The organism is Pseudomonas sp. Sample_11, assembly GCF_004307505.1.
Taxonomy (GTDB): domain Bacteria; phylum Pseudomonadota; class Gammaproteobacteria; order Pseudomonadales; family Pseudomonadaceae; genus Aquipseudomonas; species Aquipseudomonas atacamensis.
Map to the genome: position 1 here is coordinate 1 of NZ_RCOD01000029.1, position 21,762 is coordinate 21,762.

The 21,762-nt window shown below is 61.3% G+C and carries 18 protein-coding genes; 5 read left to right on the forward strand and 13 right to left on the reverse strand.

The genetic code is table 11. From position 1 onward, the window contains the following. The 10 genes from D8U60_RS06965 to D8U60_RS07010 all read right to left on the reverse strand — a co-directional run. On the reverse strand, nt 1-1,046 hold a 1,046-nt coding region (locus D8U60_RS06965), incomplete at its 3' end, for a chorismate-binding protein (protein WP_130899798.1). Between the two features lie 70 nt (nt 1,047-1,116). Continuing rightward, complete coding sequence (locus D8U60_RS06970; RefSeq protein WP_101160848.1) at nt 1,117-1,935, reverse strand: phosphoglycolate phosphatase; 819 nt, start codon at nt 1,933-1,935, stop codon at nt 1,117-1,119. Next, entirely contained in the window at nt 1,932-2,606 is a 675-nt protein-coding gene (rpe, locus tag D8U60_RS06975; RefSeq protein ID WP_007918813.1) for a ribulose-phosphate 3-epimerase, read from the reverse strand. The genes D8U60_RS06970 and rpe overlap by 4 nt, the downstream gene beginning before the upstream one ends. Nucleotides 2,607-2,720: 114 nt before the next feature. Beyond that, entirely contained in the window at nt 2,721-3,869 is a 1,149-nt protein-coding gene (locus tag D8U60_RS06980; RefSeq protein WP_130899799.1) for an iron-containing alcohol dehydrogenase, read from the reverse strand. 211 nt (nt 3,870-4,080) lie between these two features. Then, nucleotides 4,081-4,905 (reverse strand): ABC transporter permease, encoded by an 825-nt coding sequence (locus D8U60_RS06985; protein ID WP_016772909.1) that lies wholly within the window; start codon nt 4,903-4,905, stop codon nt 4,081-4,083. Between the two features lie 12 nt (nt 4,906-4,917). Then, nucleotides 4,918-6,165, reverse strand: a complete 1,248-nt coding sequence (locus D8U60_RS06990) for an ABC transporter permease (RefSeq protein ID WP_016772908.1) — start codon at nt 6,163-6,165, stop codon at nt 4,918-4,920. A 198-nt stretch (nt 6,166-6,363) separates the two neighbouring features. After that, a complete protein-coding gene (locus D8U60_RS06995; protein WP_016772907.1) occupies nt 6,364-7,407 on the reverse strand; it encodes an ABC transporter substrate-binding protein in 1,044 nt (347 codons plus the stop codon). Nucleotides 7,408-7,455: 48 nt separating this feature from the next. Then, on the reverse strand, nt 7,456-8,580 hold the full coding sequence (locus D8U60_RS07000; protein ID WP_016772906.1) for an ABC transporter ATP-binding protein: 1,125 nt from the start codon (nt 8,578-8,580) through the stop codon (nt 7,456-7,458). 336 nt (nt 8,581-8,916) lie between these two features. Further along, complete coding sequence (locus D8U60_RS07005; RefSeq protein WP_003228820.1) at nt 8,917-9,546, reverse strand: response regulator transcription factor; 630 nt, start codon at nt 9,544-9,546, stop codon at nt 8,917-8,919. A gap of 102 nt (nt 9,547-9,648) precedes the next feature. Continuing rightward, entirely contained in the window at nt 9,649-12,042 is a 2,394-nt protein-coding gene (locus tag D8U60_RS07010; protein WP_130899800.1) for a transporter substrate-binding domain-containing protein, read from the reverse strand. A 74-nt stretch (nt 12,043-12,116) separates the two neighbouring features. On the opposite strand from D8U60_RS07010, the gene D8U60_RS07015 reads away from it, so the two are divergent. Continuing rightward, nucleotides 12,117-13,103: an alpha/beta hydrolase family protein gene (locus tag D8U60_RS07015; RefSeq protein ID WP_130899801.1), complete on the forward strand. Its 987-nt coding sequence runs from the start codon at nt 12,117-12,119 to the stop codon at nt 13,101-13,103. A gap of 96 nt (nt 13,104-13,199) precedes the next feature. Here D8U60_RS07015 and D8U60_RS07020 read toward each other — a convergent pair whose 3' ends face one another. The 3 genes from D8U60_RS07020 to D8U60_RS07030 are packed head-to-tail and all read right to left on the reverse strand — an operon-like array spanning nt 13,200 to nt 15,656. Further along, entirely contained in the window at nt 13,200-13,967 is a 768-nt protein-coding gene (locus D8U60_RS07020; protein ID WP_024014539.1) for a TerB family tellurite resistance protein, read from the reverse strand. 1 nt (nt 13,968) lies between these two features. Further along, the gene (murU, locus tag D8U60_RS07025) at nt 13,969-14,640 is read right to left on the reverse strand and encodes an N-acetylmuramate alpha-1-phosphate uridylyltransferase MurU (protein WP_130899802.1); all 672 of its coding nucleotides are present in this window, start codon (nt 14,638-14,640) and stop codon (nt 13,969-13,971) included. Continuing rightward, on the reverse strand, nt 14,637-15,656 hold the full coding sequence (locus D8U60_RS07030) for a phosphotransferase (RefSeq protein ID WP_016772900.1): 1,020 nt from the start codon (nt 15,654-15,656) through the stop codon (nt 14,637-14,639). The genes murU and D8U60_RS07030 overlap by 4 nt, the downstream gene beginning before the upstream one ends. Before the next feature lie 130 nt (nt 15,657-15,786). On the opposite strand from D8U60_RS07030, the gene D8U60_RS07035 reads away from it, so the two are divergent. Genes D8U60_RS07035 through rsmA form a run of 4 tightly spaced genes read left to right on the forward strand, consistent with a single transcriptional unit; the run spans nt 15,787 to nt 21,686 of the window. Next, entirely contained in the window at nt 15,787-18,588 is a 2,802-nt protein-coding gene (locus D8U60_RS07035) for an LPS-assembly protein LptD (RefSeq protein ID WP_130899803.1), read from the forward strand. Then, nucleotides 18,563-19,885 carry a peptidylprolyl isomerase SurA gene (surA, locus tag D8U60_RS07040; RefSeq protein WP_177434901.1) on the forward strand — a complete coding sequence of 441 codons (1,323 nt, stop codon included), beginning with the start codon at nt 18,563-18,565 and terminating at the stop codon, nt 19,883-19,885. The genes D8U60_RS07035 and surA overlap by 26 nt, the downstream gene beginning before the upstream one ends. Then, complete coding sequence (pdxA, locus tag D8U60_RS07045; protein ID WP_016772897.1) at nt 19,882-20,871, forward strand: 4-hydroxythreonine-4-phosphate dehydrogenase PdxA; 990 nt, start codon at nt 19,882-19,884, stop codon at nt 20,869-20,871. Before surA ends, pdxA begins: the two co-directional genes overlap by 4 nt. Next, complete coding sequence (gene rsmA / locus D8U60_RS07050; RefSeq protein ID WP_041476699.1) at nt 20,868-21,686, forward strand: 16S rRNA (adenine(1518)-N(6)/adenine(1519)-N(6))-dimethyltransferase RsmA; 819 nt, start codon at nt 20,868-20,870, stop codon at nt 21,684-21,686. Before pdxA ends, rsmA begins: the two co-directional genes overlap by 4 nt. The last annotated feature ends 76 nt before the right edge of the window (nt 21,687-21,762 follow it).

Sequence of the window (21,762 nt, forward strand, 5' to 3'; positions counted from 1 at the left end):
CGCCCGGTATCGTTGCGGCCCAGATCGATCAGCATCAAGTGCTCGGCGATCTCCTTGTCATCCGAGAGCAGATCCTGCTCCAGCGCCACGTCGGCTTCTTCGGTGGCACCGCGTGGGCGCGTGCCGGCGATCGGGCGCACGGTGATCAGGTTGTCTTCGACGCGCACCAGCACTTCCGGCGAACTGCCGACGACGTGGAAATCGCCGAAGTTGAAGAAGTACATGTACGGCGTCGGGTTGAAGCAACGCAGCGCGCGATACAGATCGATTGGCGCTGCCTTGAAGTCGATCGACATGCGCTGCGATGGCACCACCTGCATGCAGTCGCCGGCGAGGATGTATTCCTTGATGGTGTCGACGGCTTTTTCGTAATCGTCCTGAGTGAAACTGGAACGAAACACCGGATCGGCCGATTGCTGTTTGCTGAAATCCAGGCCACGACGCGGGGTGATCGGCTGACGCAGTTGCTCGAGCAGTTCCTGCAACCGCGCCTGGCCTTGCTCGAAGGCATCGGCCTGCGCAGGGTCGGCGAGGACGATCGCGTGCATCTTGCCGGCCAGGTTGTCGAACACCACAACGGCGTCGGAAACCATCAGCAGAATGTCCGGCACGCCCAGCGGATCCGGGTTCGGGCATTTGCCCAGACGCTTCTCGACATAGCGCACACAGTCGTAACCGAAGTAGCCGACCAGTCCACCGTTGAAGCGCGGCAGGCCGGCGATGGTCGGCACGTTGTAGCGCGCCTTGAAGGTTTCGACGAACGCCAGCGGGTCTTCAACCTCGTGGCTTTCGGTCTCGACGCCATCCACGCTGATGCTGACGTGATGGTCGTGGACTCGCAGCACGGTGCGGCACGGCAGGCCGATGATCGAGTAACGGCCCCATTTCTCGCCGCCCTGCACCGATTCGAGCAGGTAGGAGTTGGGCTGGTCGGCCAGTTTCAGGTAGATCGACAGCGGCGTGTCGAAGTCGGCCAGGGTTTCGCAGGCCAGCGGGATGCGGTTATAGCCGTCAGCGGCCAGACGCAGGAATTCTTCGCGATTCATAAGGTGCCTCGTGGTGTGAGGTGCAATCAGTCAGGTATGCAAACGCGCCGGCACGGCCGGCCAGAATCAGTCAGGCGCGCCAACGCCAGCGGGCCAGGGCCTTGATGACTTTCATCCAGAGTTTGCGGGTGACCACCACGATGGCGTTTCCAGAAGGGGGTTGAACAGCGTCGGGCAACGTTATCCCACCGGCCAGATCCAGGCAACCGGGAATTAGTTTGCGCAAATCGTCGATCACCAGTGCCGGGGATTCCTCGGCAATCGGCCGGCCATGGTTGTAGCCGTAACTCAGCGCCACACACTTGACCCCCGCTGCTTTCGCCGCCTGCACATCGCTGCGCGAGTCGCCGACGAACAACGATTGCGAGGCCGGAATGTTGGCCATTTTCATTACGAAGAACAGCGCCGCCGGGTCAGGCTTCTTCTGCGGCAGGGTATCGCCGCCGATGATCCACTTGAAGTAGCGGCCGATCTTCATCTGATCGAGCAGCGGCGCGACGAAGCGCTCGGGCTTGTTGGTGATCAGCGCCATGGCCACGCCTTGCTTGTGCAGCCACTTGAGCGTGTCGCGCACACCGGGATAGACCACGGTCAGCTCATGGCTGGCGCCGTACGCCTCCATGAAAATCTCCAGTGCGCGCTCGGCTTCAGCGTCATCCACCGCCGAATGATCGATGCTACCGGCCAAGGCCCGACGCACCAGCACCGGCGCGCCATTGCCGACCCATTCGCGCACCGCTTCGATACCCGCCGGCGGACGGCCGAGGGAGAGCAGCATGGTGTCCACCGCCGCCGCCAGGTCGGGAACCGAATCGATCAGCGTGCCATCCAGATCGAACATCACCAACCGTGGCAACTGCCCCGGGAACAACTGCTCAAAACCGCTCATGGGCGCGCCAGTGCCAGTTCGGAACGCATCTTGTCGATGACTTCCTGATAGTTCGGCGCGTTGAAAATGGCCGAGCCGGCGACGAAGGTGTCAGCACCAGCAGCGGCAATTTCGCGGATATTGTTGACGTTGACGCCGCCGTCGATTTCCAGGCGGATGTCGCGGCCCGAGGCGTCGATGATCGCCCGCGCTTCACGCAACTTGTCGAGGGTGCCGGGAATGAACTTCTGCCCGCCGAAGCCCGGGTTGACGCTCATCAGCAGGACCATGTCGACCTTGTCGATCACGTACTTGAGCACGTCCAGCGGGGTCGCCGGGTTGAACACCAGACCGGACTTACAGCCGCCTTCGCGGATCAGTTGCAGCGAGCGATCGACGTGCAGCGTGGCTTCCGGGTGGAAGGTAATGTAGGTCGCGCCGGCTTCGATGAAGTCGCCGACGATGCGGTCCACCGGGCTGACCATCAGGTGCGCGTCGATCGGCGCGGTGACGCCATACTTGCGCAGTGCCGCGCAGACCATCGGGCCGATCGTCAGGTTCGGTACGTAGTGGTTGTCCATGACATCGAAGTGGACGAAGTCGGCGCCGGCGGCGAGAACGTTGTCCACTTCCTCGCCGAGGCGGGCGAAGTCGGCGGAGAGGATCGACGGAGCAATTACGAAGGGCTGCATGACGCACCTGTGCTGAGCTAAATCACGATGGCGCGCATTGTATACCTCAAGTTTCCACACGCGCACCGGGACCGCGATGATTGGGTTGTGCCATGAGCCTTCAGCGATCGCGCCTCAGTAAGCCGCGCGGTAAATCTTCTCGATATCGCCGGCGCTGAGTTTGCGCGGATTGTTGCGCATCAGCCGCTCGATGCCGGCGGCCTCCACGGCCATCGCCGGGATCGCTTCCTCCGGCACGCCGAAACTGCGCAGCCCGGCAGGGATTTCCACCGCCGCGCACAGGTCGGTCATGGCCTGCACGGCTTTGTCCGCGGCTTCGCTGGCGCTCAGATGCGCGGTCTTCACGCCCATGGCTTCGGCAATATCCTGCATGCGTTCGACGCAGGCCATTTTGTTCCAGGTCATCACATAGGGCAGCAGCAAGGCATTGCTGACACCGTGGGCAATGTTGAAGCGCCCACCCAGCGGATACGCCAGCGCATGCACCGCGCCGACCCCGGCGTTACCGAACGCCATGCCGGCCATCAGGCTGGCGGTGGCCATGTCTTCGCGCGCTTGCAAATTGGCGCCGTTGGCGTAGGCCTTGGGCAGAGCGCTGGCGATCAGCTTGATTGCGCCGATGGCGAGAGAGTCGGTGATCGGCGAGGCATTCACCGACAGATAGGATTCGATGGCGTGCACCAGTGCATCGACACCACTGGCGGCGGTGACGCTGCGCGGACAGGTCAGGGTCATTTGCGGACTGACCAGCGCCACGTCCGGCAGCAGATAGTCGCTGACGATGCCTTTCTTCAACTGCGCGACCTTGTCCGAGAGGATCGCCACGTTGGTGACTTCAGAGCCGGTGCCGGCGGTGGTCGGAATGGCGATCAGCGGCGGGCCTTTGCGCGGCACCTGGTCGACGCCGAATAGATCTTCCAGCGCGCCGTGATATCCGGCGTAGGCGGCGACACTTTTGGCAATATCGATGGCGCTGCCGCCCCCGAGGCCGATCAAGCCGTCATGCCCGCCTTCGCGATAGGCGCGCATGCAGTCTTCGACGATGGCGATTTCCGGATCGGGCAGCACACGGTCGAAAATCTCGTACTCGCGCCCGCCGAGTTGCACCAGCGCCAGCTCGACGGTACCGGACCTGACCAGCGCGGCGTCGGTGACGATCAACGGGTTGTCGATGTCGAGGCGGGTGAGTTCGGCGGCCAGTTGCTCGATGGCTGCGGCGCCGGTGATCAGTTTGTGAGCGATTTTGAACTGGGACAGACTCATGGTGCGCAGCCTCTTATAGATGTGGGAGCTGGGCACAAGATTAGCTGGGGATTTGGGGTTGTCTGCTATTCAGGTCATGAATGACCAACGGATAACCTGTAGGAGCTGCCGAAGGCTGCGATCTTTTGATCTTGATCTAAAAGCAAAATCAAAAGATCGCAGCCTTCGGCAGCTCCTACAGAGGACGATTCGGTTCCGGCAGGGGCTGGTGTCAGACCTGCGCGGTGCGGAGTTTCTCGCTGCGCCCGCGCAGCCATTCCAGCGTCAGCAGCAAGATCACCGAGAAGGCAATCAGCAACGTCGCCGCCGCGGCAATCGTCGGGCTGAGGTTCTCGCGAATCCCGCTGAACATCTGCCGAGGCAATGTCGCCTGCTCGGGTCCGGCAAGGAACAGCGTCACCACCACTTCATCGAAAGAAGTGGCAAAGGCAAACAGCGCCCCGGAAATCACTCCCGGCGCAATCAGCGGCAAGGTCACCCGGCGGAATGCAGTCAGCGGCGATGCACCGAGACTCGCAGCAGCACGCACCAGGTTGTGATTAAACCCCTGCAACGTCGCCGACACGGTGATGATCACAAACGGCACACCCAATACCGCATGCACGACGATCAGCGAGAAGAAGCTGTTACCCAGCCCCAGCGGCGCGAAGAACAGATAACTCGCCACGCCGATGATCACCACCGGCACCACCATCGGTGAAATCACCAGTGCCATCACCAGCGATTTGCCGGGGAAGTCGCCACGGGTCAGGCCGATCGCCGCCAGCGTGCCGAAAATCATCGCCAGCACCGTCGCCGCCGGGGCGACGATGATGCTGTTCTTCAGTGCACGCATCCATTCCGCCGAGGCGAAGAAGTCGTGGTACCACTGCAGCGAGAAACCCTGCAGTGGATAGACCAGAAAACTCCCCGAGTTGAACGACAGCGGAATGATCACCAGCACCGGCAGGATCAGGAACAACAGAATCAGGCCGCAGAGGATCCGCAGGCTGTAGAACCACACCCGTTCGATGGGCGACATGTAAGGACTCAGCATCGCAAATTCCCCTTAGCTCAGGCGCAGGCGACTGGCGCCGACCAGCCAGCTGTAGATCAGATAAAGCACCACGGTCGCCAGCAAGAGCAGCCCGCCGAGCGCAGTGGCCATGCCCCAGTTGATGCTGGTGTTGGTGTAGAAGGCGACGAAGTAACTGACCATTTGGTCGTTCGGGCTGCCGAGCAGCGCCGGGGTGATGTAGTAGCCGATGGCGAGGATGAACACCAACAGGCAGCCGGCGCCAACACCGGCGTAGGTCTGCGGGAAGTACACCCGCCAGAAACTGGCGAACGGATGACAGCCGAGGGAAATCGCCGCGCGCATGTAGGTGGGCGAGATGCCTTTCATCACGCTGTAGATCGGCAGAATCATGAACGGCAGCAGAATGTGCACCATCGAGATGTATACGCCGGTGCGGTTGAACACCAGTTCCAGCGGTTTATCGATGATGCCCATGGCCAGCAACGCACTGTTGATCAGACCGCCGGATTGCAGCAGCACGATCCATGCTGCGACCCGCACCAGAATCGAAGTCCAGAACGGCAGCAGCACCAGGATCATCAGCAGGTTGCTCTGCCGCGAAGGCAGATTCGCCAGCAGATAAGCCAGTGGATAGGCGAGCAGCAGGCAGATCACGGTGATGACCAGGCCCATCCAGAACGTGCGAGCGAAGATGTCGAGGTAGATCGCCTGATCCGGGGTGGCTGGAGCCAGTTCGCCGAGGTCATCGATGCGGTGATCGACCGCCGCCAGCAGGTAATACGGAGTGATGCTGCTGGTGTTGCGTTTCACCGCTTGCCAGTAGGCCGGGTCGCCCCAGCGTTCGTCGAGCGCTTCCAGCGCTTCTTTATAAGAAGCCGGTTCGCTGGCGAACGGCAGCGCCCGGGCGGTTTTGGTCAGCAGGCTGCGGTAGCCGGCCAACTCCATGTTCAAGCGCTTGGACAGATCGCCCAGCGTCTGGTTTTTGCGGGCTTCGGCGAGGTCTTCGCTGGCCGCCTTGTACACCGGCTCGGCGGGCAGACCACGGCCGTCCCAACTGGCGATGGCGGTGACAGTGCGCGGCATGCCGCCAACCACTTCCGGGTTGCCGACGCTTTTATAGAGCAGCGCCACGATCGGCACCAGAAACACCAGCAGCAGAAACAGCACCAGCGGCGCAATCAGTGCCTGGGCTTTCCAGCGGTTGACCCGCTCGGCGTGCTTGAGCTTCTGCTTCAAGGTGGGGCTGGCGCCCTCGTTCAGGGGAACGGCGATGGCCATGACGTACTCCGCAAATCTTTGATCGTTACAGAGGTGGCGAACCACCTCGAACTTTTGCCAGTGATCGTTCCCACGCTCTGCGTGGGAATGTATCCAGTGACGCTCTGCGTCACACAGGGACGCGGAGCGTCCCGGGCGGCATTCCCACGCAGAGCGTGGGAACGATCATCCGGAAAGCCATCGGTCCGCATGCTTGGGTTATTTGGCAGCCCAAGAGTTGAAACGCTGCTCCAACTGCTCGCCGTTATCAGCCCAGAAGCTGACGTCGATCTGCACCTGGTTGGCGATGTTTTCCGGGGTGGTCGGCATGTCTTTCAGGACATCCTTGGCCAGCAGCGGTACGGCTTGGGTGTTGGCCGGGCCGTAGGCGATGTTTTCCGAGTAGGTCTTCTGCTGCTGCGGCTGCACCGAGAAGGCGATGAATTTCTTCGCCGCTTCGGCGCGCTTGGCGTCCAGACCTTTCGGGATAGCCCAGGCGTCGAAGTCGTAGATGCCGCCGTTCCACACCACTTTCAGGTTGGATTCTTTCTGCACCGCCGCGATGCGACCGTTGTAGGCCGAACTCATCACCACGTCGCCGGAAGCGAGGTACTGTGGCGGTTGTGCGCCGGCTTCCCACCACTGAATGCTTGGCTTGAGCTCATCGAGTTTCTTGAAGGCACGATCCTGGCCGCCCTTGCTCGCCAGCTCTTTGTAGACGTCTTTCGGCGCCACACCATCGGCCATCAGCGCGAATTCGAGGGTGTACTTGGCGCCTTTGCGCAGACCGCGCTTGCCCGGGAATTTCTTCGTGTCCCAGAAATCCGCCCAACTGGTCGGTGCGGTTTTCAGTTTGTCGGCGTTGTAGGCCAACACGGTCGACCAAACGAAGAAGCCCACGCCGCACGGCTGAATGGCACCCTTGACGTAGTCTTCGGTTTTGCCGAACAGCGCAGGATCGAGCTGCTCGAACATGTCTTCGTCGCAACCACGGGACAGCTCTGGCGATTCAACTTCGACCAGATCCCACGACACGCTCTTGGTGTCGACCATGGCTTTGACCTTGGCCATCTCGCCGTTGTATTCGCCAGCAACGATCTTGCCGTTGCCCGCCGCTTCCCACGGTGCATAGAAGGCTTTGACTTGCGCCGCCTTGTTCGCCCCGCCAAACGACACCACGGTCAAGTCCGGGCCGGCGGCCATTGCGCCGGTCGCACCCATCAGGCCCAGAGTCAGGGCGGTGAACTTCAGGGATCTCAACATTTATTGTTCTCTCCACGTGCAGGGTTGGTGTTGGTATTGCCGGGGCGCTTAGTGCGCCTCTAAAAGCGGATCGAGCGCACGAACGTGCTCGACCTGCCAGCCAAGCGGTACCACGTCGCCGACAGCGAGCGCAGGATCGAGCTCGGCAATCGGTTGTTTCACGAAGAAGTCGGTCTTGCCGCAGACTTCCAGGCGCACCCGGACGTGGTCGCCCAGATAGATGAATTCCGCCACCCTCCCTGAGAAGCGGTTGACGCATTGATCGCTCGAACCGTTGAGGCTGACGCGTTCCGGACGGATCGACAGAGTCACCGGCTCGCCGGTCTGACCGACGTTGACGGCCAGCGCCTCGACTTTTTCGCCACGCCCCAACTCGACCACGCAGCGCTCGCCACTCTGGCTGAGCAGGCGGCCGTTGAGGCGGTTGTTCTCGCCAATGAAGTTGGCGACAAAGGTGTTTTTCGGCTCTTCGTAGAGCGTGCGCGGTGGCGCGATCTGCTGGATCTCGCCCTGATGGAATACCGCCACGCGGTCGGACATGGTCAGTGCTTCGCCCTGGTCGTGGGTCACGTAGACCACGGTCACGCCGAGGCGCTGGTGCAGGTGCTTGATCTCCATCTGCATGTGTTCACGCAGTTGTTTGTCGAGGGCGCCCAGCGGTTCGTCCATCAGCACCAGCTGCGGCTCGAACACCAGCGCGCGGGCCAATGCCACACGTTGCTGCTGACCACCGGACAACTGCGCCGGATAGCGCGAAGCGAACGCATCGAGCTGAACCATGCTGAGGACTTTCTTCACCCGCTCGCTGACATCGCTTTTGTTCAAGCCGCGCACGGTCAACGGGAAAGCAAGGTTCTCCGCGACAGTCATGTGCGGGAACAGCGCGTAGTTCTGGAACACCATGCCGATATCGCGCTTGTGCGGCGGCACGTTGTTGATCGAACGCCCGGACAGGAGGATTTCACCGGCGGTCGGCGTTTCGAAGCCGGCGAGCATCATCAGGCTGGTGGTCTTGCCGGAACCGGACGGCCCGAGCAGGGTAAGGAATTCGCCCTTGCGAATGTCCAGGTTGAGGTCTTTGACGATCAGGTTCTCGCCGTCGTAGCTCTTCTGCACACCACGAAAGCTGACCAGCACATCACTGGTCCCTGCGCTTGTATCGACCTGGCTCATACCCACACCTTTGTTGTTGATGACTGCTTGTTCATCAAGCCTAGTGGCTGGCGGCGGCCACGCAAATCGGGGCGCAGGAGAGAATCGCTTAAGTGCAATGGAAGGTTGGGGGTAGGGATTGCCCTACAAGGATGGCGTTAATGGATAAAGCAATGGTGAGCGGCAAGCTGCGAGCCGCAAGTAAAGGCAAAAGCGTTTGTCGCTAACAGATATGCCAACGCGGTCTCATGTAGGAGCTGCCGAAGGCTCGGGCCGCGATCGGACGATCTTTTGACCTTGCTGTTTATAAGATCAAAAGATCGCAGCCTTCGGCAGCTCCTACAGGGGCGGGCGGGTTCAGAGGAGTTTGTGCTCCATCGCATATTTCACCAGTTCGGCCAGGGAGGTGATGTTGAGCTTCTGCATCAGCCGCGCCTTGTGGGTGCTGATGGTCTTGCTGCTCAGGGCCAGTTGCTGGGCGATGTCGTTGACGTTGGCGCCTTGGGCCAGGCGTTCGAACACCGAGAATTCGCGTTCTGACAACAGCGAATGCAGCGGCCGGGTATCGGTCAGGCCGACTTCGAAAACCATGCGGTCGGCCAGTTCCGGGTCAATGTAACGCCCGCCCGCCGCGACTTTGCGAATCGCCGTGAGCAGCAGCGCCGGATCGCTGTCCTTGGTCGCATACCCGGCGGCACCGACCTTCAATGCGCGCGCGGCCATTTGCGCTTCGTCGTGCATCGACAGCACCAGAATCGCCGGCGGATTGTTCAGCGCACGGATACGCGGGATCGCTTCCAAGCCATTGACCCCGGGCATGGATATGTCCAGCAACACCACCTCGCACGGCACGCTGCGCAGGGTTTCGAGCAGTTGCTCACCATTGCTCGCCTCCCCCACGACTTGCAGATCCTTGGCCAGGCCGATCAATTGCTTGATGCCCTCGCGGACGATGGTGTGGTCTTCGGCTACCAGTACACGGATCACTTGGATTTCCTCGATATTTGCATGAAGCGAAAAGATCGCAGCCTTCGGCAGCTCCTACAGGGGTATGCGATCAGTGTAGGAGCTGCCGAAGGCTGCGATCTTTTAGCGATCCACAGGCACCCACACCTTAAGACTGGTGCCCTCCCCCGGCTCACTCAGCAGCTCCAGCCGCCCGCCCATGATCAGCACCCGCTCACGCATGCCGACCAGGCCAAACGACGTCGGCCTACCCTCGGCCGCGAGAAATCCTACGCCATCATCGCTGACGGTCAGACACAATTCATCGCCCGCAAGCTCCAGCGTCAGCTCCACCGTGTGCGCCTGAGCATGGCGCATCACATTGGTCAGCGCCTCCTGCAATATCCGGAACAGCCCCACCGCTTTGGCATCGCTGAGTGCCGGCAGGTTGTCCGGCACCTGCACCAGACACGGTATCTGTGTGCGCGCCTCGAAACGCCGAGCCTGCCACTCGATGGCCGAGGCAATCCCGGCATCAAGGATCGGCGGGCGCAACGCCGTCGCCACATCGCGTACCAGCTGAAACAACTGCGCGATCAGGCGCTTCATGCTGTTGAGCCGCTCGTTGAGTCCCGGATCAAGCTGCGCGTAGGCCAATTCGCACATCGATGTCTCCAGTTTCAGCACGGTGAGCATCTGTCCCAACTCATCATGAACTTCCCGGGCGATGCGCGCCTTCTCTTCTTCACGCACGCTTTCCAGGTGCGCCGACAGTTCACGGAGTTGCTCGCGCGAGGCCGCCAGTTCCAGCTCGATGCGTTTGCTTTCGCTGATGTCCCAGACGATGCCGTCCCATACATAGGCGCCGTCCTCCAGCTGGCGGGTGATCGCCTTGATCTCGGCCCAGCGCTGCTCACCCTGGCGCGTGACGATGCGGCCCTGCCACGACCAGTCGCTGTCGGTATCCAGCGCCTGATCCTGGGTGCGGTGATAACTGGCCTTGTCGTCGGGGTGCACGAGGCTGCGCAAGCCCATGTCGCGATGAGCGATGGCTGCCGGCGCATAACCGACCAGACTTTCGCTGCCCTCGCTGATGTAGGCAAAGTCGATCTGCCCGGTGACCGGTGCCCGCTCCAGCCTGAACACCAGACCCGGAACGTTGGCGGCGATGCCTTGCAGGCGCGCCTCGCTTTCCTGCAAAGCGGCGAGCGCGCGGCGGCGGTCGGTGACGTCGGTGAGGTAGACCACCAGATATTCACTGTCGCGAAAACGCAGGAAGCTCAGGGAAACGTCCGCCGGCAACACGCTGCCATCGGCGCGCAGGCAGCTGGTTTCGAAGCTCAGCGGCCCTTCTTCACTGGCCCGTGCACGCTTCCACAGATTGAGCCAGCGATCCATGTGCAGGCCGGGCTCGAAATCGATCAGCGGCCGCTCGATCAGCCCGCCCGAGGGATAACCAAGCATGTTTTCCGCCGCGCGGTTGGCGTAGCGCACATGGCTGTCCCAATTGACCCAGAGAATGCCGACGGTGCTTTGGTCGATGGAAAACTGTGTCAGCCGCAGCGCCTCTTCACTGGCCGCGCGCAATGCAATGTCTTCGCGGGCGCTGAGCAGGCGTTGTTCGAGGCTGTGCTGTTGGCGCCGCTGCCACGCCACGATTGCCGCGCAACTGAGCAGCATCACCGCGAACAACAGGCTGAGGTTCTGCCAGAACCCCGGCGACTCGGTCAGCCGTGGGTATTTCGGCTGCAGCCATTGGTTGTGCAATTGTTCCAGATCCTTGGCCGGGATCGCGCGCAAGGCGCTCTGGACGATGCCGGCCAGTTCCGGCCAATCGCGCCGCGAGGCCACACGCAGCAGTTGCGGCAGGCCGATATCGCCAACCACCACCAGTTCGGCAAACTCCGGCTCCACCGACAGCCGGCCCAACTGTGCTTCGTCGACCACCGCGTAGGAGGCTTGCTGACTCAACAGCAGTTGCAACGCTTGCCGTTCCAGCGGCACGCCTTGCAAATTCAAGTGCGGATAGTTGCTGCGCAGATAGTCGGCAGTGCTGCTCGGCATGCGCACGGCGACGCGGGTCTGGCTGTCGAGCTTTTCCAGATCGACCGCGCCGCTGCTTTTCTGGTCGCTGACCACCAGTTGCGGCACGCGCATGTACGGGTCGGAAAACTGCCAGAGGCGCAGCGCGCTCGGGGTCTGGCTGAGGCCCGGGGCGATGTCGATCTCGCCCTCGCGCAAAGCGTTTTCCAATGCCCCCAGATCCTGAAAGTTGCGCCAGCTCAGTTCCACGCCGAGGGTTTTGGCCAGCAGTTTCATCAACTCGACATTGGCCCCGGACAATCGCTGCAGGCGCCGATCGTAGGTCGCGTAGGGCGCCTGCAACACCAGGCCGACGCGCAATTCGTTGTGCTGCGCCAGCCATTGCTGCTGCTCTGGCGACAATTGCGCGGCATGAGCCGGCGGCGCAGGCGCCGCCCAGCCCATCAAGGGAAACCACAAACAGCCGATAACCCACAGGCAGCAAAATCGCTTCATTGAAGTCTCATACACTGACAAATTCTGACCAACCCATTAGGCTGCCGGGATACTTTTCTGGCCTGGAATAACCGATGCCCTCTGTCTACCGCCTGGCACTGCCAGCATTGTGCCTGTCGCTGATCCTGCCTTGTGCGTTTTCCGTCGAAGCCGCCGACCCTGCGCCTGCCGCCACGGATAAACCCGCCGAAGAAAAACCGGCCGAGCGCCAGCCACTGCTTGAGCGTAGTCAGGAAGAGGCCGCCGCACTGCAACGTAAACTGCCAGCGCAAGAGCAGCAACAACTGCAGGCTGGCAGCGACACTTTCCTCGCCCTGTGGAAACCGGCCAACAGCGCCGAACCCAAAGGTGCGGTGATCATCGTCCCCGGTGCCGGCGAAACCGCTGACTGGCCGCAGGCAATCGGCCCGTTGCGACGCAAATTGCCGGACGTCGAGTGGAGCAGCCTGAGTATCACCCTGCCGGATCTGCAAGGCGACGCCATTGCTCCGCGCGTGATCGAACCGGCCGCGGCGCCGAAAGCCCCGGAAACCACAAGCAAGGATGCCGCCACCGCACAACCGATCGAACAGGCCGCAGGCGGTGAAGCGGAAGTTGCCGAACAGGTGGTCGCCGAGACCAGCGAAGAACAAGCCAAGGCCGATGCCGATCGCATCTCCGGGCGCATCGACGCAGCGATTGCCTACGCCGAACAGCAGAGCGCGCGCAGCATCGTCGTGCTCGGGCATGGCACCGGCGCCTACTGGGCGGCGCGTTTTCTCAGCGAGCGGCAGACGCCGCAGGTGGAAAAACTGGTGATGGTTGACGCGCAAGCACCAGCCAAAGCCCTGCCGCCACTCGCCGAACTGACGCCGACGCTGAAGCTGCCGACGGTGGATATTTTCTACATGGACAAAGCGCTGGATCGCAACGCGGCGCTGGAGCGCATGCAGGCGAGCAAGCGTCTGAAGACCTCGGCGTTCAGCCAGGTGGCGCTGAAGGTGTTGCCGGACAAGAAGGCTGAGCAGGAACAATTGTTTCGGCGGGTGCGAGGATGGTTGAATCCACAAAATACGGACTGATAAAGCAAAAGATCGCAGCCTTCGGCAGCTCCTACAGGAAAAATGCATTCCAAAGGTAGGAGCTGCCGAAGGCTGCGATCTTTTGATCTTCAAGGGTCAGCGAAAATCCCGCCGCTCGCGAATCAGCGTATAAGCGCTATGCAATTCCCGCGTCCGCTCGGTCGCCTCACGCACCTGTGCCGGGGTCGCGCCACTGCCGGCGATCTTGTCCGGGTGATGGCGACTGAGCAACCGTCGGTAAGCGCGCTTGATCTGCGCCGGCTCGCTGCTCGCCGACACCCCAAGCAACTTCATTGCCTCCTGGTAACTCACTGCCGCACTGACGATCGGCCGCTTGCCCGGCTCGTAATCGCTGGCCAATGCCTGCACCTGCTGCGCCGTCCAGCCGAGCCATTTGCCCCACTGCGCCAGCAACTCGCGTTCGCTGACCCCGGCGCGACCATCAGCCCAGACCATTCGCCAACAGGCACGCAACACGCCCTCAGCCGCATGCGGTTGCGAACTCAAACGACGCAGATAACCGCGCAGATTGTCGCTGCCGGACTTGCCGCGATTGAATGCAGCAATGGCCCGCCGTGTCGCCGGCTCGCTCATTTCCAGCGCGCGCATTTCATTGCGCGCCTGCTGGATATGCCCGTCAGTGACGCGCCCGTCGCTCTTGGCCAGACGCCCGAGCAACACGAACAGCAATTCATCGTTGCGCAGCATCGGCCGGCCGCCGAGCTTTTCGCGTAAATGTCCCCAGCTTTGCAAGTGCAAGCGCCGATCCAGCGCTTGCCCCAACAACGCCCCAAGCATGGCCCCCGGAATGCTGGCAATCGCGTACCCCACTCCGGCTCCAATCAGAGTCCCTGGCCACAGCATCTCAGCGACTCGCTTCTATCAAGGCTTCGGCTTCGGCCAGACGCTCGTAGGTACCAACATCTACCCAATGCCCCTTCAACCGCTCGCCCGTCACTTCACCTTTGGCCATGGCGTTGCGTAGCAGCGGCGCGAGCTTGAACGCGCCATCGCTGCAACCATCGAACAACTGCGGATGCAGCACGGCGATGCCGCTGTAAGTCAGCGTCTGCGCATCAGGCTCGCCGTCCTGCACTTTGCCGTCGATGAGAGTGAAGTCGCCTTTCGGGTGATGCGGCGGATTGTCGGCCAGCACCAGATGCGCCAGGCCATTGATCGGCTGGTGCAGCACGCTGAAGTCGTAATCGGTCCAGATGTCGCCGTTGACCACCAGAAACGCATCGTCACCAAGTAACGGCAGCGCGCGGAAAATCCCGCCACCGGTTTCCAGTGGCTCGCCTTCCGGCGAGTACTGGATGCTCAGCCCGAAACGCGAACCGTCGCCCAGATGATCCTCGATCTGCTGACCGAGCCAGGCGTGGTTGATGACAACTTCGTTGAAGCCTGCGGCCGCGAGGGCGCGCAGGTGATACTCGATCAGCGGCACGCCGGCGGCACGCACCAGCGGTTTCGGCGTGGTCAGGGTCAGCGGGCGCATGCGCTCGCCTTTGCCCGCCGCCAGGATCATTGCCTTCATGCCGTCGCTCCAGCACGCAAGCTGCTGAACAGCGCTTGCAGCTCCGCCAGTTCAGGACGGCGGGCGATCACTGCTTCTATATAAGAGAAGAAGCGCGGCACATCGGCCAGATAACGCGGCTTGCCATCGCGGTGGCAGATACGCGCGAAGATGCCGATGACTTTCAGGTGACGCTGCACGCCCATCAGGTCGCTGGCGCGCAGGAAGTCTTCGAAATCCGCCTGCACCGGAATGTCCAGTGCCGAGGCCTGCTGCCAGTAACTTTCCAGCCAGCCGCGTACACGTTCTTCCGGCCAGCTGAGGAAAGCATCCTTGAACAGGCAGGTCACGTCGTAGGTCACCGGGCCGTAAACCGCGTCCTGGAAGTCCAGCACGCCGGGGTTGGGCTCGCTAAGCATCAGGTTGCGCGGCATGTAGTCGCGGTGCACCAGCACTTTCGGCTGCGCCAGCGCGCTGTCGATCAGCAACTCGCTGATGTGCTGCCATTGTTGCTGCTGGGCCGCATCGAACTCGACGCCCAGCTCGCGCTTGACGTACCACTCGGGGAACAACTCCAGCTCACGACGCAATAGGGCGACGTCGTAACTGGGCAACGGCGCAACCATCGGCAACTGTTGAAAAGCCAACAGCGCTTGCAGGGCATCGTGGAATAACGCGTCGGCATTTTCGCCATCGATGACGTCGAGATAGGTCTTGTTGCCCAGGTCATTAAGCAAAAGAAAACCGCGCTCGAGGTCTTCGGCGTAAATTTTCGGCACATTAATTCCGGATTTCGCCAGCAAAAAGGCGATATCCACGAACGGTTTGCAGTTTTCCTGGGGTGGCGGCGCGTCCATCACGACGAAGCTGCGACCATCGCCCTCCCAGCGGAAGTAGCGGCGGAAACTCGCGTCGCTGCTGGCCGCGGTCAACGTGGCCGGGGGCACGGTGCCCCAGCCCTGCTCGGCAAACAACTTTGCCAACTGCTCATCGAGCCAAACTTTCAGGTGTTGCAAGCGTACATCTTGGTCAGGCATTGCAAGGGTCTCCGACGGCGCTAGCCGTCAAGCGGGTCATGCTTTATTATCCAGCATCTTTTTCAGACCATCGAGAGGCGTGCGGCCCACACCGCGGGCAGATGGCACGCAGGAAGCCCGGACTAATAAGATGGCATTGAAATCCCCCGCGTTTCGTAAAAAATTTCCGTTGTTGGTAACCGGCAGTCTGCTGGCTATGCAACCTCTGGCCAGTCAATTCGTTGTTGCCGCCGAGCAGTATGACTGCTCCGTCTCGGCTACGGGTGGCTGGGACTGTGCGCCCAAGTCGCCCGCCGCGGCATTGCCGCCGCGTCCGGTGCATGACGGCAGTGCCGTCAGCGCCGCCGGCGAGCCTGCGGCCGACAAGGGTTCCGACGCCGACACTGGCGCGAAAACCGCACTGGTTACCGAGTCCAAGGGCCGCGGCCTGAAATCCCGTAGCGAAGACTACAGTCACCTCGACTGGGTTCCGCGCGAGAAGCTCACCGCTGCGCAATTGGCCGAGACCGGTCCTTACTGCTCTGGTTCCTATATCGAACCGATTCGTCCTGGCATGAATGACAAGACGAATAAAAGTGACGCGCCGACCTTCATCGGTGCCAAAGCGTCGCGTTACGAGCAGGACACACAAGTCGCCAGCCTCGCCGGTGACGTGATCATGCGTCAGGGCAGCATGCAGGTCGAAGCCGACGAGGCCAACCTGTATCAGGCCGAGAGCCGCGGCGAACTGGCCGGCAACGTGCGCATCCGTGACAACGGCGCGCTGATCGTCGGCGACCACGCCGATGTGCAGCTCGACACCGGCGAAGCCAAGGTCGACAACGCCGAATACGTGATGCACAAATCGCGCATTCGCGGTAACGCGCTGTACGCCAAGCGCGCCGAAAACGCGATCATTCGTCTGAAGGACGGCACGTACACCACGTGCGAACCGAACAGCAACGCCTGGCAGCTCAAGGGCAACAACATCACCCTGAACCCGGCCACCGGTTTCGGTACCGCGACCAACGTGACGTTGCGCGTCAAAGACATTCCGATTCTGTACACCCCGTACATCTACTTCCCGATCGACGACCGTCGCCAGTCAGGCTTCCTGCCGCCGACCATCGGCTCGGGCAGCGACACCGGCTTCATGCTGGTCACCCCGTACTACTTCAACCTGGCGCCTAACTATGACGCCACGTTGTACCCGCGTTACATGAGCAAGCGCGGCATGCTGGTGGAGGGTGAGTTCCGCTACCTGACCAAGTCGAGTGAAGGTCAGTTCGGTGCCTCGTACCTCAACGACGAGAACGATGATCGCAAGCGTCAGTCCGACTACAACGAGACTCGCTACATGTACAACTGGCAGCACAAGGGCGGCCTCGACTCCCGCGTGCTGACCCAGGTTGACTACACCAAGATCAGCGATCCGTATTACTTCCAGGACCTGCAAACCGACCAGATCGGCGTCAAGAGCGACGACTTCGTCAACCAGCAGGGCTCGGTCACTTATCGTGGCGACAGCTACACCGCACGCCTCAACGCTCAGCAGTATCAACTGGCGACCGTTTCGAACATTACACCGTATGGCCGTCTGCCGCAGATCACCTTCAATGGTCAGCTACCGTATCACCCGGAAGGTCTGAATTTCGATTACGAGACCGAGTTGGTTCGCTTTGATCGCGACCTGCGTAGCGGCACGTTTGTACAGGAAGACGGCATCACTACCGAGTCGCGCCTGGACAACAACATCACTGGCCTGGCTCGCGCCAACGGCGATCGTTTGAATCTGAAGCCGGGCGTCAGCCTGCCGATGAACTGGACGTATGGCTTCCTCAAGCCATCGCTGAAGTACCAGTACACGCAGTATCAGCTTGATCTGGACAACACCGGTAAATCGCAGATCGATGCGATGACCGCAGAACAGAGAAAGCTCAACGGCGAGTTCGACAGCAACCAGAACCGTGGCGTACCGATCGCCAGCATCGATGGTGGCCTGTACTTCGACCGCAACACCTCGTATTTCGGCAAGAACTACCGTCAGACCTTGGAACCACGCCTGTTCTACCTCTATGTACCTGAGGTTGATCAGGAAGACATTCCGGTTTTCGACACCAGCGAATACACCTTCAACTACGCCTCGCTGTTCCGCGACAACCGCTTCTCCGGCGCCGACCGTGTCGGCGACGAGAACAAACTGTCGCTGGGCGTAACCAGTCGCTGGATTGAAGACAACGGTTTCGAACGTCAGCGCATCAGCGTTGGCCAGGCTCTGTATTTCAAGGATCGCAAGGTTCAACTGCCGGGTATCGCTTTCAACGATCGTGACGACGCGAAGTCCGACGTTTCGCCATACGCGCTGGAATACGAATACCGCTGGAACCGCGATTGGCGCACCACTGCCGACTACAACTGGGACCCGGACAGCCGCAGCCCGCGCTCTGGCAGCGCGATGTTCCACTACCAGCCGGAAGACAACCCGAACAAAGTCATCAACGTTGGTTATCGCTACCGTAATGACCAGGTCCGTTTTGACCAGAACACTGGTAAATGGTCTGTGGGCGGCGGTGACTATGGCACCCCAGGCCAACCTGGCTACGTGAAGGACTACTACAAGATCCAGCAGCATGACTTCTCGGTCATCTGGCCGATCGTTCCGCAGTGGAACGCTATCAGCCGCTGGCAGTACGACTACAACCGCAATCGCACGCTGGAAGCTTTCGGTGGTTTCGAATACGACAACTGCTGCTGGAAACTGCGCCTGATCAACCGTTACTGGGTTTCCTATGACGAGTTCAGCCAGGAAGCTCCGCAAAACGAAAAAGGCGACCATGGCGTCTTCCTCCAAATTGTTCTGAAGGGACTCGGCGGCCTGACTGGCGCCAAGGTAGAGAGCTTCCTCGACAAAGGCATTCAAGGTTATCGTGAACGTGAAGACCAAGCTTTCTGATTGTCTGCGCCCGGTGCTGCTGGGCGCGTTGTTCCTGGGTACGGCGGCCAACGCCGCCGTACAGTCCATCGATAAAGTGGTGGCGATCGTCGATAACGACGTGGTCATGCAGAGCCAACTGGACCAGCGGGTTCACGAAGTTCAGCAGACCATCGCCAAGCGCGGTGGCGGTCTGCCGCCTCCGGGCGTGCTCGATCAGCAAGTGCTCGAGCGCCTGATCGTCGAAAACCTGCAACTGCAGATCGGCGAACGCTCGGGCATCCGCATCACTGACGAAGAGTTGAACCAGGCTGTCGGCACCATCGCCCAGCGCAACAACATGACTGTTGATCAGTTCCGTGCTGCGCTGGCTCGCGATGGCCTGAACTATGACGACGCCCGTGATCAGATCAAGCGCGAGATGATCATCAGCCGTGTGCGTCAGCGTCGCGTGGCAGAACGCATTCAGGTGTCCGAGCAGGAAGTGAAAAACTTCCTCGCCTCTGACCTCGGCAAGATGCAACTGTCCGAAGAACTGCACCTGGCCAACATCCTGATTCCGACCCCGGAAAGCGCCAACTCTGAAGCGATTCAGAGCGCTTATCGTCAGGCCATGGATGTATACCAGCAGCTCAAGCAAGGCGCCGACTTCGGTCAGATGGCCGTGGCCAAATCCGGTAGCGACAACGCGCTGGAAGGCGGCGAGATGGGCTGGCGTAAAGCCGCGCAACTGCCACCGCCGTTCGATCGTGAATTGAGCAGCATGGCCGTCGGCGACATTACTCAGCCTGCGCGTACACCGGGCGGCTTCATCATTCTGAAGCTGCTGGGCAAACGTGGCGGCGAAGCGCAGATGCGCGACGAAGTGCATGTGCGTCACATCCTGGTCAAGCCGAGCCCGATCCGCGACGAAGCCAAGACCAAGGCACTGGTGCAATCGTTGTATGACCGCATCACCGCCGGCGAAGACTTTGCCGAACTGGCGAAAAACTATTCGGAAGATCCGGGTTCCGCCCTTAACGGTGGCGACCTGAACTGGATCGACCCGAACGTGCTGGTACCGGAATTCCGCGAAGTGATGGCTTCGACCCCGCAAGGTCAGCTGTCCAAGCCATTCCAGACCCAATACGGCTGGCACGTGCTGGAAGTCCTTGGCCGTCGCGCCACTGACGGCACCGAACAGGCCCGTGAGCAGCAAGCCATGACCGTACTGCGTAACCGCAAATACGATGAAGAGCTGCAAACCTGGCTGCGTCAGATCCGTGACGAAGCGTACGTAGAGATCAAACTTCCTGGTGCAGACCAGGCAGCGCAGTGAAACCCAAGCGTTTCGCGCTGACACCCGGCGAACCGGCCGGCATCGGTCCCGACCTGTGCCTGCTGCTCGCCTCGCAAGCCCAGCCACACCCCCTGATTGCCATCACCAGCCGCGACCTGCTCCTTGAGCGGGCCGCGCAGCTGGGGCTGGCCGTCAGTCTGCTGGATGTGGCGCCGGGGCAGTGGCCAGATGTTCCAGCACCGGCCAACAGCCTGTACGTCTGGGACACGCCGCTCAGCGCACCGGTAATCGCCGGGCAACTGGACAAGGCCAACGCGGCATTCGTCCTCGAAACCCTGACCCGCGCCGGCAACGGCTGCCTGAACGGCGACTTCGCCGGGATGATCACCGCGCCGGTGCACAAAGGTGTGATCAACGAGTCGGGCATCGCGTTCTCTGGACACACTGAGTTTCTCGCCGACCTGACGCACACCGCGCAAGTAGTGATGATGCTGGCCACTCGCGGTTTGCGCGTGGCGCTGGTCACCACGCATCTGCCCCTGCGCGAGATTGCCGACGCGATCACCCCGGAACGGCTCGAGCGAGTGACGCGAATCCTCCACGCCGACCTGCAAGACAAATTCGGCATCGCCCGGCCACGCATTCTGGTCTGCGGTCTTAATCCGCACGCCGGTGAAGGCGGCCACCTGGGCCATGAAGAAATCGACATCATCGAACCGACATTAGAGCGCCTGCGCGGCGAGGGCATGGACCTTCGTGGCCCGCTGCCTGCCGACACTCTGTTTACCCCCAAATATCTGGAGCACTGCGACGCAGTGCTGGCGATGTACCACGACCAGGGCTTGCCCGTGCTCAAGTACAAAGGCTTCGGCGCTGCCGTCAACGTGACGCTGGGCCTGCCGATCATCCGCACCTCGGTCGACCATGGCACCGCCCTGGATCTGGCCGGCAGCGGCAGGATCGACACCGGCAGCCTGCAAGTCGCCCTGGAAACCGCCTACCAGATGGCCGAGACCCGTTTATGAACGAGCAATACCAACACAAGGCGCGCAAACGCTTTGGTCAGAACTTCCTCCACGATGCCGGCGTTATCGACCGCATTCTGCGCTCCATCCACGCCAAGCCTGACGACCGCCTGCTGGAAATCGGCCCCGGCCAGGGTGCGCTGACCCAAGGTTTGCTGGGCTCCGGCGCGCAGCTCGACGTAGTGGAGCTGGACAAGGATCTGATCCCGATCCTCAACCAGCAGTTTGCCGGCATGAGCAATTTCAACCTGCATCAGGGCGATGCGCTGAAGTTCGACTTCAATACGCTGAATGCCGCGCCGAACAGCCTGCGGGTGGTTGGCAACCTGCCGTACAACATCTCCACGCCGCTGATTTTTCACCTGCTGAACAACGCCGGCATCATTCGTGACATGCACTTCATGTTGCAGAAAGAAGTGGTCGAGCGTCTGGCCGCAGGCCCGGGTGGCGGTGATTGGGGTCGTCTGTCGATCATGGTTCAGTATCACTGCCGTGTAGAACATCTGTTCAACGTCGGCCCAGGCGCATTCAATCCGCCGCCGAAAGTCGATTCGGCGATCGTTCGTCTCGTGCCGCACGCGGTACTGCCGCACCCGGCCAAGGATCACAAGCTGCTGGAGCGCGTGGTGCGCGAAGCTTTCAACCAGCGCCGCAAAACCTTGCGCAATACCCTCAAGCAATTGCTCAGCAATGCCGAAATCGAAGCCGCCGGCGTCGATGGCAGCCTGCGTCCCGAGCAGCTGGATCTGGCTGCATTCGTGCGCCTGGCCGACCAGCTCGCGATACAGGTCCCGGCAGCTCCCGCCGCCGACTGACCCGCGATGAACGCTATCGGGCAGCACACCACTCTGGTTTACTGCCCGATACTTGCCTAGACTGATTCCCCATCAG

Bases quoted from the DNA above. Each gene is read 5' to 3' on its own strand.
- D8U60_RS07010 (WP_130899800.1), bottom strand. From the start codon at position 12,042: ATGAAGCGATTTTGCTGCCTGTGGGTTATCGGCTGTTTGTGGTTTCCC.
- D8U60_RS06970 (WP_101160848.1), bottom strand. From the start codon at position 1,935: ATGAGCGGTTTTGAGCAGTTGTTCCCGGGGCAGTTGCCACGGTTGGTG.
- D8U60_RS07035 (WP_130899803.1), top strand. From the start codon at position 15,787: ATGGCATTGAAATCCCCCGCGTTTCGTAAAAAATTTCCGTTGTTGGTA.
- D8U60_RS07000 (WP_016772906.1), bottom strand. From the start codon at position 8,580: ATGAGCCAGGTCGATACAAGCGCAGGGACCAGTGATGTGCTGGTCAGC.
- D8U60_RS06985 (WP_016772909.1), bottom strand. From the start codon at position 4,905: ATGCTGAGTCCTTACATGTCGCCCATCGAACGGGTGTGGTTCTACAGC.
- D8U60_RS07015 (WP_130899801.1), top strand. From the start codon at position 12,117: ATGCCCTCTGTCTACCGCCTGGCACTGCCAGCATTGTGCCTGTCGCTG.
- D8U60_RS07020 (WP_024014539.1), bottom strand. From the start codon at position 13,967: ATGCTGTGGCCAGGGACTCTGATTGGAGCCGGAGTGGGGTACGCGATT.
- D8U60_RS06995 (WP_016772907.1), bottom strand. From the start codon at position 7,407: ATGTTGAGATCCCTGAAGTTCACCGCCCTGACTCTGGGCCTGATGGGT.
- D8U60_RS06990 (WP_016772908.1), bottom strand. From the start codon at position 6,165: ATGGCCATCGCCGTTCCCCTGAACGAGGGCGCCAGCCCCACCTTGAAG.
- rpe (WP_007918813.1), bottom strand. From the start codon at position 2,606: ATGCAGCCCTTCGTAATTGCTCCGTCGATCCTCTCCGCCGACTTCGCC.
- rsmA (WP_041476699.1), top strand. From the start codon at position 20,868: ATGAACGAGCAATACCAACACAAGGCGCGCAAACGCTTTGGTCAGAAC.
- D8U60_RS06980 (WP_130899799.1), bottom strand. From the start codon at position 3,869: ATGAGTCTGTCCCAGTTCAAAATCGCTCACAAACTGATCACCGGCGCC.
- murU (WP_130899802.1), bottom strand. From the start codon at position 14,640: ATGAAGGCAATGATCCTGGCGGCGGGCAAAGGCGAGCGCATGCGCCCG.
- D8U60_RS07030 (WP_016772900.1), bottom strand. From the start codon at position 15,656: ATGCCTGACCAAGATGTACGCTTGCAACACCTGAAAGTTTGGCTCGAT.